Raw genomic sequence first — 17,149 nt, 5'->3', positions numbered from 1 at the left:
TGAAGCTTGAAGCTCAAAGGCATAAGCCTACAACTGTTCAGAATTTATCCAAATCCATCTTTATCCGGTCACCGAGAGCGGGTATTATGCCAACCCTTTTTCGACTCCAATGATTCGGCCCCACAACAGGGAACACCTATGTCGGCGGTACGCATCGGCCCATACACACTACGCAACAACCTGATCCTCGCGCCCATGGCCGGGGTCACGGACCAGCCTTTCCGTACACTTTGCAAGCGCCTGGGCGCGGGCATGGTGGTGTCGGAGATGGTCAGCAGCGACATGAGCCTGTGGAACAGCCGCAAGTCGAGCCTGCGCCGCATTCACGAAGGCGATCCCGAGCCGCGCTCGGTACAGATCGCCGGTGGCGATGCGCAGATGATGGCGGCGGCGGCCAGGGCCAACGTCGAAGCTGGCGCCCAGATCATCGACATCAACATGGGTTGCCCGGCGAAAAAAGTCTGCAACAAAGCTGCAGGCTCTGCTTTATTGAGAGATGAAGCTTTGGTCAGCGAGATTCTCCACGCCGTCGTCGGCGCGGTGGACGTCCCGGTGACCCTGAAGATCCGCACCGGTTGGGACCGGGCGAACAAGAACGGCCTGAACGTGGCGAGGATCGCCGAGCAGGCTGGCATCCAGGCGCTGGCGGTGCATGGCCGCACACGCGCCGACCTGTACACCGGCGAAGCCGAATACGACACCATCGCTGCCATCAAGCAGGCGGTGTCCATCCCGGTTTTTGCCAACGGCGATATCACTTCGCCAGAAAAGGCCCGGGCGGTGCTGGACGCCACCGGCGTCGACGGTCTGCTGATTGGCAGGGCCGCCCAGGGGCGGCCCTGGATCTTTCGCGAGATCGAGCATTACCTGGGGACTGGCCAGTATTTGCCGGCCCCGCAGCTGGACGAAGTGGAACGTATCCTGCTGGAGCACCTTGCCGCGCTGCACGCCTTCTATGGCGATGTGATGGGCGTACGTATCGCCCGCAAGCACGTTGGCTGGTACCTGGCAACACGACCCGGCGGCAAGGAGTTTCGCTCCCGGTTCAACGCTTTGGAAGACACACAAGCGCAGTGCGCCAACGTTCGAGCGTATTTCAGCGAACGTCGACAGAGCCTTGAGACAGAGGACGGACAAGGGGTGGCCGCATGACGATGATGACCGAGACATTAGTGAGTGGAACAACGCCCGTGAGCGACAACGCCAACCTCAAACAGCACCTCAACACGCCGAGCGAAGAGGGCCAGACCCTTCGTGACAGCGTCGAGAAGGCGCTGCACAACTACTTCGCACACCTGGAAGGCGCTACCGTCACTGACGTGTACAACCTGGTGCTCTCCGAAGTCGAGGCGCCCCTGCTCGAAAGCGTGATGAATTACGTCAAGGGCAACCAGACCAAGGCCAGCGAGATGCTCGGGCTCAACCGAGGCACCCTGCGCAAGAAACTCAAGCAGTACGACTTGTTGTAAGCCAGAATCCCAATCAGAAAAGGCGGCTCCCTGAACAGAGGCGCCTTTTTTGCTGACTCCACCGCGTTATTGGAATCCGAAATGACCGACCAGACTACCCGCCTGCCAGTCCGCCGCGCCCTGATCAGCGTCTCCGACAAGACCGGTATCCTCGAATTCGCTCGTGAGCTGCAGCAGCTCGGTGTCGAGATCCTGTCCACCGGCGGCACCTACAAGCTGCTCAAGGACAACGGCGTGAACGCGGTGGAAGTGGCCGACTACACCGGCTTCGCCGAAATGATGGACGGCCGGGTCAAGACCCTGCACCCGAAGATTCACGGCGGCATCCTCGGCCGTCGCGGTGTCGACGACGCCATCATGAACGAGCACGGCATCAAGCCGATCGATCTGGTCGCCGTCAACCTGTACCCATTCGAAGCCACCATCGCAAAACCTGGCTGTGACCTGCCGACCGCCATCGAGAACATCGACATCGGTGGCCCGACCATGGTCCGTTCGGCTGCCAAGAACCACAAGGACGTCGCTATCGTGGTCAACGCCGGCGACTACGCCAGCGTCCTCGAGGGCCTCAAGGCCGGCGGCCTGACCTACGCCCAGCGTTTCGACCTGATGCTCAAGGCCTTCGAGCACACTGCCGCTTACGACGGCATGATCGCCAACTACATGGGCACCATCGACCAGGCCAAGGACACGCTGTCCACCGAAGCGCGCAGCGAGTTCCCGCGCACCTTCAACAGCCAGTTCGTCAAGGCTCAGGAAATGCGCTACGGCGAGAACCCGCACCAGAGCGCGGCGTTCTACGTTGAAGCCAACAAAGGCGAAGCCAGCGTTTCTACCGCCATCCAGCTGCAGGGCAAGGAGCTGTCGTTCAACAACGTGGCCGACACCGACGCCGCGCTCGAGTGCGTGAAGAGCTTCGTCAAGCCGGCCTGCGTCATCGTCAAGCACGCCAACCCATGCGGCGTCGCCGTGGTGCCTGAAGACGAGGGCGGTATCCGCAAGGCCTACGACCTGGCCTACGCTACCGACACCGAATCGGCCTTCGGCGGGATCATCGCCTTCAACCGCGAACTGGATGGCGAAACCGCCCAGGCCATCGTCGAGCGCCAGTTCGTCGAAGTGATCATCGCCCCGAAAATCTCCCAGGCTGCCCGCGACGTGGTGGCTGCCAAGCAAAACGTACGTCTGCTGGAGTGCGGCGAGTGGCCAGCCGAACGCGCCGCTGGTTGGGACTTCAAGCGCGTCAACGGTGGCCTGCTGGTGCAGAGCCGCGACAACGGCATGATCACCGCAGATGACCTGAAGATCGTCACCAAGCGTGCACCGACCGAGCAGGAAATCCACGACCTGGTGTTCGCCTGGAAAGTGGCCAAGTTCGTCAAGTCCAACGCCATCGTCTACGCCAAGCAGCGCCAGACCATCGGCGTGGGCGCCGGCCAGATGAGCCGCGTCAACTCCGCGCGCATCGCGGCCATCAAGGCAGAGCATGCCGGCCTGCAGGTGCAAGGTGCGGTCATGGCGTCGGACGCGTTCTTCCCGTTCCGTGATGGCATCGACAATGCAGCTAAAGTGGGTATCAGCGCCGTGATCCAGCCAGGTGGTTCGATGCGCGATGCTGAAGTCATCGCCGCTGCCGACGAAGCTGGCATCGCGATGGTGTTCACCGGTATGCGCCACTTCCGCCACTGATAGCAGCGGCAAGCTTTAAGCTGCAAGCTGCAAGCAAGAGCAGGCCCAGTCGCTCCTGCTTGCAGCCACAGCCCCTTGAATCCCTGAGTTGTGAGCATTTGAAAGGATCAGCGCGAACCGCTTTTGCTTGACGCTTGCAGCTTGCAGCTTCTCCGAAGGAGCCTGTAATGAAAGTTTTGATCATCGGCAGCGGCGGCCGTGAGCACGCCCTGGCCTGGAAAGTCGCCCAGGACCCACGCGTCGAGAAAGTATTCGTCGCCCCCGGCAACGCCGGTACCGCCATTGAAGCCAAGTGCGAGAACGTTGCCATCGACGTCACCGCCCTTGAGCAACTGGCAGACTTCGCCGAGAAGAACGTCGACCTGACCATCGTGGGCCCCGAGGCGCCGCTGGTCATCGGTGTGGTCGACCTGTTCCGCAGCCGCGGCCTGGACTGCTTCGGCCCGACCAAGGGCGCGGCCCAGCTGGAAGGTTCCAAGGCCTTCACCAAGGACTTCCTGGCTCGCCACAAGATCCCGACCGCCGACTACCAGAACTTCACCGAGATCGAGCCGGCCCTGGCCTACCTGCAGGAAAAAGGCGCGCCGATCGTGATCAAGGCCGACGGCCTGGCCGCAGGCAAAGGCGTGATCGTCGCCATGACCCTGGAAGAAGCCGAAGCCGCCGTGCGTGACATGCTCGCGGGCAACGCCTTTGGCGACGCCGGTTCGCGCGTGGTGATCGAAGAGTTCCTCGACGGCGAGGAAGCCAGCTTCATCGTGATGGTCGACGGCCACAACGTGCTGCCAATGGCCACCAGCCAGGACCACAAGCGCGTCGGTGACCAGGACACCGGCCCGAACACGGGCGGTATGGGTGCCTACTCCCCTGCCCCGGTCGTTACCGCCGATGTACACCAGCGCGTGATGGACCAGGTGATCTGGCCGACCGTGCGCGGCATGGCCGAAGAAGGCAACGTGTACACCGGCTTCCTGTATGCCGGCCTGATGATCGACAAGGCGGGCAACCCCAAGGTCATCGAGTTCAACTGCCGCTTTGGCGACCCGGAAACCCAGCCGGTCATGCTGCGCCTGGAGTCGAGCCTGGTGCTGCTGATCGAAGCCGCTTTCGCCAAGGCGCTGGACAAGGTCGAAGCGCAGTGGGACCCCCGCCCAAGCCTGGGTGTGGTGCTGGCTGCCGGCGGTTACCCGGGCGACTACGCCAAGGGCGACGCGATCAGCGGCCTGGAGGCCGCAGCCAAGATCGAAGGCAAGGTGTTCCATGCCGGTACTTCGCTCAAGGACGGCCAGGTAGTGACCAACGGTGGCCGCGTGCTCTGCGCCACGGCCATGGGCAGCACGGTTGCCGATGCCCAGCAGCAGGCTTACCGCCTGGCCAAGGAAGTCACCTGGAACGGTAGCTTCTACCGTACCGACATCGGCTACCGGGCTATCGCCCGCGAGCGCGGTGAACACCAGCAATAACCTTTACCGGATAGCCGCAGCGTCTTGCGCATGCGGCCTTCGGCTCGTCGACAGGGCCCCATCGCGGGCCTTGCCTTCGACTTGGCGCGCCGCGCATAGTTACTACACGGCACATCAGCTAGGAAGGGATCTCGTAGTGCGTCGGCTTCGGATTGCCACAGCTCTGATCGTCAGCTTGCTGACCCTGCTCTGCCTGCTCCCGGCTTCGGCTGACCAAGGCGGAGGCTGGTCCGTTTTGCTCGACGAACAAGCCAACCTGCAATTGAGCGACGTCCGCTCGGATCGCTATCGCAACCAGTTCAGCCCTACTACGCTGAGCGACCTCGATGCCGCACCGGCGCAACAGGCCCTGTGGCTGCACTATCGCCTCGAACCGGGTGACCAGGAGCAACTGCTGCGGGTCTTTGCCCCGGACCTTTCACGCCTGGACCTCTACGCCCTCGACGGCGACAGGCTACTACGCCAGCTGCACCACGGGCGCCAGGCCGGCAACGCCAGCACGACCCTGCGCGGCAGCGATCACGTATTGCCCCTGCCAAACAGCCGCAAAGCGGTGGACATCTACCTGCGCCTGGTTTCCGAGCATCAGCTGCGCCCGGCCATCAGCCTGGAGCCTGCGGCAGTCGCCGCTTCAAACCATGGCCAGCCGTTGCTGTTCGGCATGCTCTTCGGCGGCCTGGTCATGCTCATACTGCACAACCTGATCCGCTTTCTGTACACCCGCTCCAGCACCACCCTGATCCTTGCGCTGTACCATGGGCTGATGCTGCTCAGCGGCCTGATCCTGCTCAACCTCAGCGGCCCCTGGTGGCACCTGTGGCACAGCGCGCAAACCCCGGCCGCCTACCTGACCCTGGTACTGGCGGGCCTCGCGGGGCTGTATTTCACCCAGCACTTCTTCTCGCGCTGCAACTCACCGCAGCTCAATCGCTTGCTGCAGGGCGAAATGCTGGTGGCCGGGGTCAGCGGCCTGATCCTGCTGTTCGTGGATACCCTGCCGCTCAACCTGATGACCTACGCCCTGCTGGCCCTGGGCAGTGTGAGCATGCTGCTGGTCAGCAGCTACCACTGGTACAAAGGTTATGCGCCGGCACGCCTGTTCAGCCTGGCCATGGTGGTGTTCAACCTGGGCGGGCTGGTGCTGCTGCCGGCCCTGCTTGGCCTGACCCGCACCTCGACGCCCTGGCTGCTGTGCATTCTGCTCGGGTTGACGGTGGCCAGCGGCCTGCTGCTCAACCTGGCGGTCAGCGAGCGCCTGCGGCGGATGAGCGAAGAGCGCTTCAGCGCCAGCCGCGCACTGGCGGCCAGCGATGCCGAAATCAATGCCAAGGCCGAGTTCCTGGCCAAGATCAGCCATGAAATCCGCACGCCCATGAACGGCGTGCTGGGCATGACCGAACTGCTGCTGGGCACGCCACTGTCGGTCAAACAACGTGACTACGTGCAGACCATCCACAGCGCCGGCAACGAACTGCTCACACTGATCAACGAAATTCTCGACATTTCCAAACTCGAGTCGCGACAGATCGAACTGGACGATGTGCAGTTCGACCTCAATGCCCTGATCGAAGACTGCCTGAACATCTTCCGCGCCAAGGCCGAACAACAGAACATCGAGCTGATCAGCTTCACCCAGCCGCAGGTACCACGGGTCATCAGCGGTGACCCGACGCGCCTGCGCCAGGCCCTCTCCAGCCTGCTGGAAAACGCCCTGAAAAATACCGACCAGGGCGAAATCCTCCTGGTCGTTGCACTGGACCAGCGCGGCGAGGTGCCGCGCCTGCGGATCGCCGTGCAGGACAGCGGCGAGCCACTGCCTGCGGCCGAACGTGAAGCCCTGCTGCAGGCAGAGCTGCACAGCCATCACTTCCTTTCCAGCAACAAGCTTGGCGGCCACCTTGGGCTGATCATCGCCAAGCAGTTGATCGGCCTGATGCAAGGCGAGTTCGGCATCAAGAGCAGCACCAGCATGGGCAACACCCTGTGGCTGACCCTGCCGCTCGACCCCTCTCGCCTGGAGCAACCCTTGGCCGACCTCGACAGCCCATTGCGCGACGCCCGGGTGCTGGTGGTGGACGACAACGACACCTGCCGCAAGGTGCTGGTGCAGCAGTGCAGCGCCTGGGGCATGAACGTGAGTGCCGTACCCTCGGGCAAGGAGGCCTTGGCCCTGCTACGGACCAAGGCGCACCTGCGTGACTACTTCGACGCGGTCTTGCTCGACCAGAACATGCCGGGCATGACCGGCATGCAGCTGGCGGCCAAGATCAAGGAAGACCCAAGCCTGAACCACGACATCCTCGTGGTGATGCTCACCGGTATCAGCAATGCACCGAGCAAAGTCATTGCCCGTAATGCCGGGGTCAAGCGCATCCTGGCCAAACCGGTGGCCGGCTACACCCTCAAGACCACTCTGGCCGAGGAGCTGGCCCAGCGCGGCCGCGAACAGACCGTGCCGACGCCCTTGCCAGGCACACCGCCCACCCACGAGCTGCCGGGCGACTTCCGCGTGCTGGTCGCCGAGGACAACAGCATCTCGACCAAGGTGATCCGCGGCATGCTGGGCAAACTCAACCTCGAACCGGACACCGCCAGCAATGGTGAGGAAGCCCTGCAGGCCATGAAGGCCCAGCGTTATGACCTGGTGCTGATGGATTGTGAAATGCCGGTACTGGATGGTTTCTCTGCCACCCAGCAACTGCGCGCCTGGGAAGTCGCCAACCAGCGCCCGCGCACCCCGGTGGTGGCACTGACCGCGCACATCCTGGCCGAACACAAAGAGCGCGCACGGCTGGCCGGCATGGACGGGCACATGGCCAAGCCGGTGGAGCTGTCGCAATTGCGCGAGTTGATCCAGTATTGGGCGAACCAGCGGGAAGCCAAGACCGATCCGCTGCATACTTCGTAACCGATAAAGCGCTGTAGGAGCGGCCTTGTGTCGCGAAAGGGCTGCGCAGCAGCCCCAGAATTTCAGCAGCACCACACGGAACTGGGGCTGCTGCGCAGCCCTTTCGCGACACAAGGCCGCTCCTACAAAGGACTCACCCTCATGCTTCATGAGTTGTTCAGTGTCTACCTGAAGATGCTGGTGCTCTACAGCCCGTTCTTCGTGCTGTCGTGCTTCATCAGCCTGACCCGTGGCCACTCCAGCAAGGAGCGCAAACAGCTGGCCTGGAAGGTTGCCTTCGCCGCCTTGGTCGCCAGCGTATTGCTGTACCTGTTCGGGCGGGCGATCTTCGGCATTTTCGGCATCACGGCCGATGCCTTCCGCATCGGCGCCGGCAGCGTGCTGTTCATCTCTGCCTTGGGCATGGCCCAGGGCAAACCGGCCGTGCAGGCCGACAACGTGCAGCAAGACGTGACCATCGTACCGCTGACCATCCCGCTCACCGTAGGCCCGGGCACCATCGGCGCCCTGCTGGTGATGGGCGTCAGCCAGCCGCACTGGGACGACAAGTTGCTGGCCATCGTCAGTATCGCGCTGGCCAGCTTCACCGTGGGCCTGGTGCTGTATCTGTCACACGGGATCGAGCGCATTCTCGGCGATCAAGGCCTGCAGATCGTCAGCCGCCTGATGGGGCTGTTCGTCTGCGCCTTGGCGGCGCAGATCATCTTCACCGGCATCAGGGGCTACCTGGTCGGCTAGCCCTGCCACTCAGGGCGCAACAGGGTACCAGCGCGGGGTATAGACCCACTGCCCACCGTCGGCACGGGCAAAGGTACAGGTAGTGGAAGAACCGACCAGGACCATGGTGCGCATGTCGACCATCTCTGGCGTCAGCTCGGCGAGGGTGACCACCCTGAGCGTCTGCCCCGGCCTGCCGATGTCACGCCCCAGCACCACGGGTGTATTGCCATCCCGGTGCTGGCGCACGATTTCCAGCGCGCGCCCAAGCTGCCAAGGGCGCGAACGCGAGATCGGGTTGTAGAAGGCCAGCACCAGGTCGGCCTGGGCCGCCAGGGCCAGCCGATGCTCGATGGTCGACCACGGTTTGAGGTTGTCCGATAGCGACATCACGCAGAAGTCATGCCCCAGCGGCGCGCCCGCCTGAGCGGCAGTGGCCAGCGAGGCCGAAACCCCTGGCAGGATTTCCAGATCGACACGATGCCAGGCGGGGTCAGTGGACCCGTGCAACGCTTCCAGCACGGCGGCGGCCATGGCGAATACCCCCGGGTCACCCGACGACACCACCACCACCGAGCGCCCTTGTGCGGCGAGCTCGAAAGCATGACGCGCGCGCTGCATTTCTTCGCGATTGTCGGTGCAATGCTGCACCTGGTCGTCGCGGAACGGCCCGGCCATGCGTACGTAGGTTTCGTAACCGAGAATATCCTCGGCGCGTACCAGCTCGGCTTTGACCGCCGGCACCATCAGCTCGGCGGCGCCAGGGCCAAGGCCGATGACGGCCAGGCGACCACGCCTGCGGCCCAGTTGGTTGACCTTGACAGGCGCCGATGCCAGCGCAATGACCAGGCCCCCTTGTTCGATCAGGCGCGCATCCGGCAGTGCTTCGGCGGCCATGCTGACAAGAGTGCTTTCTTTGGCAGCAAAACGCAGTGCGACACCCAGCACCTTGGCCGCTGCCTGCAAGGACGGTTCGGCCATGGCCTGTTCGGCAACCAGCAGGCACGCCAGTGACTGCTCGGCGATGCCCGCCTCACGCAGGGCATCGCCGACGCGTTCAACCAGATCAGGACCGCCCGCATCCACTGCAACCACCACCGAACGGGGGTGGATCAGCAACTCGTCACGGCTGGCCGGGCGCGCAGTGCATCCCACATGAATGGTGCGCTGGGCGGCTTCACTGGCCGGCAATTGGGCGTGAGCCAGCCAAGGCGCATCGCCCTCGATACGTACCGCCTCGCCCGCCAACAGATCGGAGACGAAACGCTTGCCCTGTTCGATATCCGCCAGGGCGTAGCCCTCGGGTGGGTTCAACAGGCAGGTGCCGAAACGCAGCTCGCCACTGGTGGTGATCGCCGCCGCTACGCCCAGCGCCTCACCGATCTCGCGGGCCATGACATTGACGCCGCTCAGCCCGCCAAGCAGCGGCACTACCGCACTGCCGTCCTCGGCCACCGCCAGCACCGGCGGCTCCGCACCTTTCTCGCTGAGCAGGCTGGCCAGGCTACGGATGACGATACCCGCCGCACACAGGGCTATGATCGGCGTGTCTTGTAGATACAGGGCGCGCAGCGTGTCGCCAAATGCTTCGTAGTACTGGTCGGCCAGCTCGACCCGGCCGCTCAGGCCATGGATCGTCGCCTGTGGATAATGCTGCTGAATGCGCCGCGCGGTGGCCACGCTGCCAGCGCCGAGCACGATGATTGCCGGTGCCTTGTGCATGCTCATCCCTGCCATTTTTCACCCGGCACGATGATCAGCGAGAAGTACGGTGATGACTGTGGGTCCACCTGGTCCAGCGCGACGATTTTCTGATTTGCCATGGTCGCCCGCTCGACGTACAGCGCTCGCCCGTCCAGGCCCAGTTCGCCCAGCACCTGGCGCACCTTGGGGAAGTTGCGGCCCAACTTCATGATCACTGCCGCATCGGCATCGGCCAGGCGCCGCTTGAGTTCTTCGGCCGGCAGCACGCCCGACAGCACCGACAGGCTCTGGTTGCGGTAAACCAGGGGTGCTCCCAGTACCGACGCGCCTCCCAGCATCGAGCAGACACCAGGGATCACTTGCGCGTCATAGCGCTGCGCCAGACGGTCATGCAGGTACATGTAGGAGCCGTAAAAGAACGGGTCGCCCTCGCAGATCACCGCGACATCGCGGCCGGCATCGAGGTGCTCGGCCACCTGCACGCTGGCCTCGTCATAAAAATCGCTGATGACCTGCTCGTACGACAACGGTGCCGGCAACGCCTCGGTGGTCACCGGATAGACCAGCGGCAGCAGCGTTTGCGCTGGCTGCAGGTGCGCCTCGATGATGCCGAAGGCATTGCCACGCTTACCCTTGGCCACGAAGTAGGCGACCACTGGGGCCTCGCGCAGCAAGCGCAGGGCCTTGAGGGTGATCAGCTCAGGGTCGCCAGGGCCTACGCCCAGGCCCAGCAGACGTCCACGCGGCGCCATCATTCCACCTCCGTGGCGAGGGCATTGACCGCGGCAGCAGCCATCGCGCTACCGCCCAGGCGGCCCTGCATGATCACGAACGGGACGCCCCGGCTGTCGGCGGCGAGCATGGCCTTGGACTCCGCCGCACCGACGAAGCCAACCGGGAAACCGAGGATCAGCGCAGGCTTTGGTGCACCTGCATCGATCATTTCCAGCAAGTAGAACAGTGCGGTCGGCGCGTTGCCGATCACCACCACGCTGCCCTCCAGGTAAGGCCGCCACAGCTCCAGAGCCACCGCCGAGCGGGTATTGCCGGCATCTTTGGCCAGGGCCGGGACACTCGGGTCGCGCAGGGTGCAGATCACCTTGTTGTCGGCGGGCAGGCGTGCACGGGTGATGCCTTCGGCGACCATGTGCGCATCGCAGAGGATCGGCGCGCCGTTGGCCAGGGCCTGGCGCCCGGCGCGGCCGGCACCTTCGGAGAACTGCAGGCCGTCGATGGCCTCGACCATGCCACAGGCATGGATCACACGTACGGCGAGTTTCTCGAGGTCTGCGGGGATCCGCTCGAGCCGGGCCTCCTCACGGATGATCCGGAAGGAATTGCGATAGATCTCCTGACCATCGCGGATGTAATCAATCATCAAGGTGCTCCGTCGGCAGGTCGAGCATGGCGCCTGCTTCGTTCAAGGTGAGGTTGGCGGCGCGCAGGGCACCGAAGCCCGGCAGGCGCGCGTCACGCAAATAGAGGTCATAGCGGCCCGGCGAGCGGGCCAGCAGTGTGGCCGGGGCGACATGGGCCACGGCGCAGGATCGGGGGCAACCAGACAGGTGCACACTGGCAGGGGCGCCAGCGGGCAACAGGGCCGCCAGGGCCAGGGCATCGGCCTTGGTATCGCCGTGCGCCTTGGCGCAGCCGCTGGCGCCGGTGCAGGCAACCAGGCGGGCCAAGGGTTCATGGCTGTGGCAGAGCAGGCCCAGGGCCGACAACTCACGTTGCGCCGGGGCGATGCTCGCGCCAGCCACAGAGGTCAGCATCAAGCTCTGCCAGGGGCTCAGGCGCAGGCTGCCATCACCGTGTTCACGCGCGATTCGCGCCGCACCGCGCAGCATGTCGGCGCTGAGCCTGCCAAGCGGTGGGGCAACGCCCAGGGCCATGCCCTGCAGTTGCTCAACGGCACCCAGCCATGGGCTGTTGCCCGCTTTGCGGCGCCAATCGAGCACGGCATCATCCCGGCGGATCGCCAGCCCTAGCCCCTCGATGAATCGCTCCACTGAGCAGTTTTCAAGCAACTGGCGCATGCGCGCCTGGTCCGGGCTGGCCAGGTCGAGGAAGCGCTCAAGCACTGCGCGCACCAGCGCCAGCCCCTGTTCCACCGGCACCGCACCCAGCACCTGGCCGTCAGCCGGGCAACCGGCCAGGCCGAACGCCAGCCAGGTGCGTTGCTTGAGTCGCACGGCTGAAAGCCATAGATCGTGCGGGTGCTCGAGCATCGCCAGGCCTTCGCCGCCGTCCAGTTGCACCGCGAACTTGGCCGATAACTGGTGAAAGCGCGGTGTGCCTTGCAGCATGTCGAGGATGTGTTCGGCCAGGGGACGAACATCCAGCACCATCAAGGGGTCATGCCCGGCCAAGGGGCTGAGCATCAGGTTGCGCACATCGTCACTGGCAGCATTGCGTGGGCCCAGGCCTGCTGCCAGCAGGCTTTCGATCAGGCCGGCGTGATCGTCGCCAATGCCACGGACCTGCAGGTTGCCGCGGTTGGTCGCCTCGATCACGCCACCGGCGAAACGCTCGGCAGCCGCTGCCACGGCATCGGCCTGATCGGCCAGCAGCAGCCCACCGGGCAGTTTGATCCGGCAGATCCCGCCATCAAGGGCACTGACGATGCGCCACAACCCCGGGCAAGCCGAGGGACGGGGCGATACGGGTGGGGTATGGACCTGCTTCAAAGGGACGTCCGGCAATCGCTGAAAATGCGCTTGAGTGTAGAAGGCGCGGTATTATGCCTGCTTTGTCCGGCGGCATGAAAAGCCGGTGGTCGAGCATCGCTGGCGATTGAACAGAAATTCATCACCGCGTCGCCCCCTTTGCCGGCTTAGGGGGGCGATGCGCCCCCAAAAATGGCGGATCAGAAACACATGACACCCTGGCTGACAGTAGTAGGCATCGGCGAAGACGGCTTCAGCGGCCTGGGCAAGCAGGCCCGACGCGCCCTGCTCGGCGCTTCGCGGATCATCGGCAGCCCACGTCAGCTGGCCCTGCTGCCGCGCTGCGTAAGCGCCGACCGCGAACATTGGCCGAGCCCGTTCTCGCTCGCCCCGGTACTGGCTCGGCGCGGTGAGCAGGTGTGCGTGCTGGCAAGCGGTGACCCGATGTTCTACGGCGTCGGTGCCAGCCTGGCGCGGCAGGTGCCGGCCCAAGAGCTGCAGGTACTGTCGATGCCCTCCTCTTGCGCCCTGGCCGCTGCCCGCCTTGGCTGGCCGCTGCAGGATGTGCAGGTGGTATCTCTGGTCGCGCGCCCCCTGGCCTCTCTCAACGCCCACCTTTACAGCGGCATGCGCCTGCTGGTGCTGAGCAACGACGGGGATAGCCCGGCAGCCATCGCCGCCCTGCTGCGCGAGCGCGGTTTCGGGCCAAGCCGCCTGCAGGTGTTCGAGCACCTCGGCGGCCCTGCCGAACGCCACTTGGCGGGCATCGCCGATGACTGGGCCCAACCCCAGGTCGCCGCGCTGAACCTGGTTGCCATCGAGTGCCAGGCTGCTGCCGACGCTCCGCGGCTGTCACGCGCAGCCGGCCTGCCGGACGATGCTTTCCGTCATGACGGCCAGCTGACCAAACGTGACGTACGGGCCATCACCCTGGCCCGCCTGGCCCCACAACCAGGCGAGTTGCTGTGGGACGTGGGCGCAGGCTGTGGCTCGATCGGCATCGAGTGGATGCGCGCCCACCCCGCCTGCCGAACACTGGCAATCGAAGCTGACGAGGGCCGTCAGGGCTTCATCGAGTACAACCGTGATGCCCTTGGCGTTCCCGGCCTGCAACTGGTGCGCGGCACGGCACCGCAGGCCTTGGCCGGGCTGGAGCGCCCGGATGCGATCTTCATCGGCGGCGGCGTCACCCGCGAAGGCGTGCTGCCGTTGTGCTGGGAGCGGCTGCGCCCCGGGGGGCGCCTGGTGGCCAATGCCGTGACACTGCAAAGCGAACTGGCACTGGCGCACTTTCGCCAACAGCATGGCGGTGAACTGACGCGCATCCATGTCGCCCAGGCCCAGCCATTGGGCGCCTTCGACACGTGGCGCCAGGCGTTGCCGATCACTTTGCTCGACGTGGTGAAGCCCCACGATGCGTGAAGAAACCCGCGAACAACCTGCGCCACTGCGCAGCGGCCTGACCACTGGCAGCTGCGCCACTGCCACCAGCCTGGCGGCAGCGCGCCTGCTGCTCACCGGAGTGTGCGCTGACGCCGTGAGCATCACCCTGCCCAAGGGCAAGGTGGTGCAGATGCGCCTGGAGTTCTGCCGCCGCGAGGGCGCGCGCGCCGAAGCCGGCACACTCAAGGATGCCGGCGACGACCCCGATGTCACCCATGGCGCGTTGCTCTACAGCCAGGTGCGCCTGCAGGAAGAACCGGGCATACGCTTTGTCGCAGGCGTGGGTGTCGGTACCGTCACCCGCCCCGGGCTGGTGCTCGCCGTGGGCGAGCCGGCGATCAACCCGGTACCGCGGCGCATGATCAGTGAACACCTGCAGCAACTGGCCGACGACTGCGCCTACCGCGGCGGCTTCGAAGTCACGGTCAACGTACAGGGCGGCGAGCAGTTGGCGCTCAAGACCATGAACCCGCGCCTGGGCATCCTCGGCGGGCTGTCGATTCTCGGTACCAGCGGCATCGTGCGGCCCTTCTCCTGCGCAGCCTACATCGCCTCCATCCACCAGGGCATCGATGTGGCCCACACCAATGGCTATACCCATATCGCCGCCTGCACCGGCAATGCCAGCGAAGACACCATGCGCCGCGTGTATGGCCTGCCGGAAATTGCCCTGATCGAGATGGGCGACTTTGTCGGCGCGGTGCTCAAGCACCTGCGCAAGGTGCCGGTGCCACGCCTGTCACTGTGCGGTGGCTTTGGCAAGATCAGCAAGCTGGCCGCCGGGCATATGGACCTGCACAGCCGCCACTCGAGCATCGACCTGCCGCAACTGGCCGGGTGGGCCGCGAACATCGGCGCCGATGCCGACCTGCAGGCAGCGATCATGGCCGCCAACACCAGCCAGCAAGCCCTGGCCCTGGCACACGCCGCCGGCATCGCCCTGGGCGACGCGGTCTGCGCCCACGCCCTGGCGTTCGCCCGCAGCGTGGTGCCCGCACAGGTGCAGGTGGAAGTGTTCGCCATCGACCGCCAGGGCGGCATCGTCGGCAAGGCAGGTGTGCAATGAACCGGCGCATCCTGCTGCTGGGCGGTGTCACCGAGGCACTGGCCATCGCCCGTCAGCTTGGCCCGGAGCATGTCTACAGCCTGGCTGGCATCGGCCGGGTGCCGCAGGGCCTGGCCTGCCAGGTGCGGGTCGGCGGCTACGGCGGGGCCGAAGGCCTGGCCGCCTACCTGCGCGAGGCGGGTATCACCCTGCTGATAGACGCCACCCACCCCTATGCCGCGCAGATCAGCCACAATGCCGCCGCCGCCGCACGGGCCGTGGGCATCCCGTGCTGGGCCTTGCGGCGCCCGGCATGGCAGGCCCAGCCCGGTGACGACTGGCGCGAAGTGGAGGATTGGGCGGGGCTGATCCATGCACTCAAGCCGTTCCGTCGGCCTTTGTTCACCTTGGGGCGCGAGCCGCTGCAGCATCTGGACGAGATTCCGCCAGAGCAGTTCTGGACCCTCAGGGCGTTGCAGGCCTGCCCTGGTAATGATCGCTGCGAAGTGATCGGTGCGCGGGGGCCGTTTCACCTTGACGATGAGCGGGTGCTGTTCGCACGGCGCGATATCGATGTGCTGGTCAGCAAGAACAGCGGCAGCGTGGCGACCGAGCCCAAGCTTGAGGTGGCGCGGGAGCTGGGGGTTCCAGTACTCATTCTGAAGCGCCCCACACTCCCACAGGTCGATGCTGAGTTCACCCGGTACTGCCTGTTGCTCAGCGCCCTGCATCTATGACTGGCAGCCTTTGGCAACGTATATCCCATTGACATATACCTTGCGGAATTTAAACTTCAGTCACAGTTTGCCGCTTCCAGGGAGGCCCATCATGGAGCAAGGTGCTGTCTTCAAAAGCAATCGTAGCCAGGCCATCCGCTTGCCGAAATCTGTCGCATTTCCCGAAGAGGTGACCCGCGTGGACATTGTTGCAGTGGGTCGAACCCGCATCATCACTCCCGCTGGTGAATCATGGGATAGCTGGTTTGACGGCGAAGATGCGAGCCCGGACTTCATGGCCAGCCGCGACCAACCTGCCGACCAGGAACGTGAAGGGTTTTAATGCTCAAGTACATGCTCGATACGAATATCTGCATCTTCACGATCAAGAACAAACCCCAGGTAGTTCGTGAAGCGTTCAACCGCCACCATGGTCAGCTGGCAATCAGCACCGTCACACTGATGGAGCTGGTTTACGGTGCAGAGAAATCGGCCGCTCCTGCACGAAATCTCTCGATTGTGGAGGGTTTCGTAGCGCGTCTTGAAGTACTCGACTATGACAGCCATGCAGCAGAACACAGCGGGCAGCTTCGCTCAGAACTGGCAAAGGCCGGTACGCCCATCGGTCCTTTCGATCAGTTGATTGCCGGGCATGCCCGCGCGCGGGGGCTTACCTTGGTAACCAACAACCTGCGAGAGTTCATGCGCGTTCCGGGGTTGCGGGTTGAGGATTGGCTGGCCACGCCAGGGTAAAAGACGTAGCCCTTTCCATATTCCGACAGTGGCTATCGACCATCGCTGCGCTGTGACCAGATACATTCATATGGCCGTTGGCCTGTCGTCAGTCTTAAACTCAACCCCCCTCCCCTCCGGAAAGCGTCAACCATATGGAAATGCAATGGTGGATCTGGCTGGTCTTCGGCATCGCGCTGATCCTGCTCGAACTGGTCCTGCCCACGTTCTTCATCATCTGGTTCGGCATCGGTGCCGTGCTGGTGTCGCTCATCTCGCTCGCCGCCCCCAGCCTGCAACTGGACATGCAGGTACTGTCGTGGGTGCTGTTCTCGTCGGTCACCACGGCACTCTGGTTCAAGCTGTTCCGGCGCAAGCAGCCGGATGTGCGCTGGACTGCCGACAGCGTGATCGGCGAAGTCGGGCTGCTGATCAGCAGCGTTTCGCAATTCCAGAAAGGCCGTGTGCGGTTCCAGAAACCGATCCTGGGCAATGAGGAATGGATCTGCGTCGCTGACAGCGACATCCCGTCAGGCGAGCGTGTACGTCTCGTCGCCATCGAAGGCAATACTGCCCGGGTCATCCGGGCCTGACCGC

The 17,149-nt window shown here is 64.4% G+C and carries 16 protein-coding genes; 12 read left to right on the top strand and 4 right to left on the bottom strand.

The genetic code is table 11. The features are described from left to right. The first annotated feature begins 138 nt into the window (after positions 1–138). From dusB to ACEWE8_RS19070, 6 genes are all read left to right on the top strand, one after another. Positions 139–1,152, top strand: coding sequence for a tRNA dihydrouridine synthase DusB (dusB, locus tag ACEWE8_RS19095; protein ID WP_046787842.1), 1,014 nt, complete (start codon positions 139–141; stop codon positions 1,150–1,152). After that, entirely contained in the window at positions 1,149–1,469 is a 321-nt protein-coding gene (gene fis / locus ACEWE8_RS19090; RefSeq protein ID WP_008093076.1) for a DNA-binding transcriptional regulator Fis, read from the top strand. The genes dusB and fis overlap by 4 nt, the downstream gene beginning before the upstream one ends. Positions 1,470–1,550: 81 nt before the next feature. Further along, positions 1,551–3,158, top strand: coding sequence for a bifunctional phosphoribosylaminoimidazolecarboxamide formyltransferase/IMP cyclohydrolase (gene purH / locus ACEWE8_RS19085; RefSeq protein WP_115273798.1), 1,608 nt, complete (start codon positions 1,551–1,553; stop codon positions 3,156–3,158). A 167-nt stretch (positions 3,159–3,325) separates the two neighbouring features. Then, on the top strand, positions 3,326–4,621 hold the full coding sequence (gene purD / locus ACEWE8_RS19080; RefSeq protein WP_046787841.1) for a phosphoribosylamine--glycine ligase: 1,296 nt from the start codon (positions 3,326–3,328) through the stop codon (positions 4,619–4,621). A gap of 136 nt (positions 4,622–4,757) precedes the next feature. Then, positions 4,758–7,529, top strand: a complete 2,772-nt coding sequence (locus tag ACEWE8_RS19075) for a hybrid sensor histidine kinase/response regulator (protein WP_046787840.1) — start codon at positions 4,758–4,760, stop codon at positions 7,527–7,529. 141 nt (positions 7,530–7,670) lie between these two features. Further along, a complete protein-coding gene (locus ACEWE8_RS19070) occupies positions 7,671–8,267 on the top strand; it encodes a MarC family protein (protein WP_012316414.1) in 597 nt (198 codons plus the stop codon). A gap of 9 nt (positions 8,268–8,276) precedes the next feature. Here ACEWE8_RS19070 and cobJ read toward each other — a convergent pair whose 3' ends face one another. From cobJ to cobG, 4 genes are read right to left on the bottom strand one after another with little or no spacing between them, the layout of a single operon-like run. Continuing rightward, on the bottom strand, positions 8,277–9,968 hold the full coding sequence (gene cobJ / locus ACEWE8_RS19065) for a precorrin-3B C(17)-methyltransferase (protein WP_046787839.1): 1,692 nt from the start codon (positions 9,966–9,968) through the stop codon (positions 8,277–8,279). 2 nt (positions 9,969–9,970) lie between these two features. After that, positions 9,971–10,705 carry a precorrin-2 C(20)-methyltransferase gene (locus ACEWE8_RS19060; protein ID WP_177010426.1) on the bottom strand — a complete coding sequence of 245 codons (735 nt, stop codon included), beginning with the start codon at positions 10,703–10,705 and terminating at the stop codon, positions 9,971–9,973. Then, entirely contained in the window at positions 10,702–11,328 is a 627-nt protein-coding gene (locus ACEWE8_RS19055; protein WP_039602489.1) for a precorrin-8X methylmutase, read from the bottom strand. Before ACEWE8_RS19055 ends, ACEWE8_RS19060 begins: the two co-directional genes overlap by 4 nt. Next, positions 11,321–12,652 carry a precorrin-3B synthase gene (cobG, locus tag ACEWE8_RS19050; RefSeq protein ID WP_189339978.1) on the bottom strand — a complete coding sequence of 444 codons (1,332 nt, stop codon included), beginning with the start codon at positions 12,650–12,652 and terminating at the stop codon, positions 11,321–11,323. The genes ACEWE8_RS19055 and cobG overlap by 8 nt, the downstream gene beginning before the upstream one ends. Positions 12,653–12,826: 174 nt before the next feature. Between cobG and ACEWE8_RS19045 the strand changes: the two genes are divergently transcribed. From ACEWE8_RS19045 to ACEWE8_RS19020, 6 genes are all read left to right on the top strand, one after another. Continuing rightward, positions 12,827–14,038: a bifunctional cobalt-precorrin-7 (C(5))-methyltransferase/cobalt-precorrin-6B (C(15))-methyltransferase gene (locus ACEWE8_RS19045; protein WP_046787879.1), complete on the top strand. Its 1,212-nt coding sequence runs from the start codon at positions 12,827–12,829 to the stop codon at positions 14,036–14,038. Beyond that, on the top strand, positions 14,031–15,125 hold the full coding sequence (locus tag ACEWE8_RS19040) for a cobalt-precorrin-5B (C(1))-methyltransferase (protein ID WP_046787837.1): 1,095 nt from the start codon (positions 14,031–14,033) through the stop codon (positions 15,123–15,125). Before ACEWE8_RS19045 ends, ACEWE8_RS19040 begins: the two co-directional genes overlap by 8 nt. Further along, a complete protein-coding gene (locus tag ACEWE8_RS19035) occupies positions 15,122–15,841 on the top strand; it encodes a cobalt-precorrin-6A reductase (RefSeq protein WP_046787836.1) in 720 nt (239 codons plus the stop codon). Before ACEWE8_RS19040 ends, ACEWE8_RS19035 begins: the two co-directional genes overlap by 4 nt. Positions 15,842–15,932: 91 nt before the next feature. Next, a complete protein-coding gene (vapB, locus tag ACEWE8_RS19030; protein ID WP_012316422.1) occupies positions 15,933–16,163 on the top strand; it encodes a type II toxin-antitoxin system VapB family antitoxin in 231 nt (76 codons plus the stop codon). Next, positions 16,163–16,573, top strand: coding sequence for a tRNA(fMet)-specific endonuclease VapC (gene vapC / locus ACEWE8_RS19025; protein ID WP_046787835.1), 411 nt, complete (start codon positions 16,163–16,165; stop codon positions 16,571–16,573). The genes vapB and vapC overlap by 1 nt, the downstream gene beginning before the upstream one ends. Before the next feature lie 134 nt (positions 16,574–16,707). After that, positions 16,708–17,145 (top strand): NfeD family protein, encoded by a 438-nt coding sequence (locus tag ACEWE8_RS19020; RefSeq protein WP_115273790.1) that lies wholly within the window; start codon positions 16,708–16,710, stop codon positions 17,143–17,145. Positions 17,146–17,149: the final 4 nt, after the last annotated feature.

Origin of the sequence: Pseudomonas sp. TR47, from assembly GCF_044143025.1 — a bacterium.
GTDB lineage: Bacteria > Pseudomonadota > Gammaproteobacteria > Pseudomonadales > Pseudomonadaceae > Aquipseudomonas > Aquipseudomonas putida_E.
This window is presented reverse-complemented; position numbering and strand designations above follow the sequence as displayed.